This window comes from Pseudomonas sp. Ant30-3 (genome assembly GCF_000690905.1).
Classification (GTDB): domain Bacteria; phylum Pseudomonadota; class Gammaproteobacteria; order Pseudomonadales; family Pseudomonadaceae; genus Aquipseudomonas.
Genome location: NZ_JMCL01000206.1, coordinates 1 through 459, shown reverse-complemented (window position 1 = coordinate 459; position 459 = coordinate 1). Strand labels below are relative to the sequence as shown.

Below are 459 nucleotides of genomic sequence, written 5' to 3'. Positions count from 1 at the left end.
CGCGCAGCGCCACAAAAGCGGCGACAGGCCTGAACTGGATGAACTCGGTGAGATGAGCGGCTACAACGCTGCGACTCTCAAACGGCCTTTGTACTGACAACAGGAGGCGAAATGGAGATTCGACACTTACGCTGCTTTCTCGCTGTCGCCGAAGAACTACATTTCGCCCGCGCGGCGGAGAGGCTGCACATCGAGCAGTCACCGCTGTCGCGCACTATCAAGGAACTGGAGGAGTGCCTGGGCGAACAGTTGTTCATTCGTACCAGCCGCAGCACGCGGCTGACACGGGCGGGCAAGCTGTTTCTGGAGCATGTGCCGCGCATCTTCACCGCCTTGCAGCAGGCGCGCGATAGCGTGAATGCAGCCACCAACGGCTTCCACGGTCAGTTGCGTATCGCACTGTCCGACGGCATCACGCCCTCGCGCCTGCCGTCCTTGCTGGCGCTGTGTCGGCAGGAA

General features: G+C 61.4%; 1 protein-coding gene. It reads left to right on the top strand.

Going from position 1 to position 459, the window contains the following annotated elements; translation table 11 throughout:
- Nucleotides 1–111: 111 nt before the first annotated feature.
- Nucleotides 112–459: LysR family transcriptional regulator (locus DU29_RS0128825; protein ID WP_028624795.1), on the top strand; the 348-nt coding region annotated here is incomplete at its 3' end.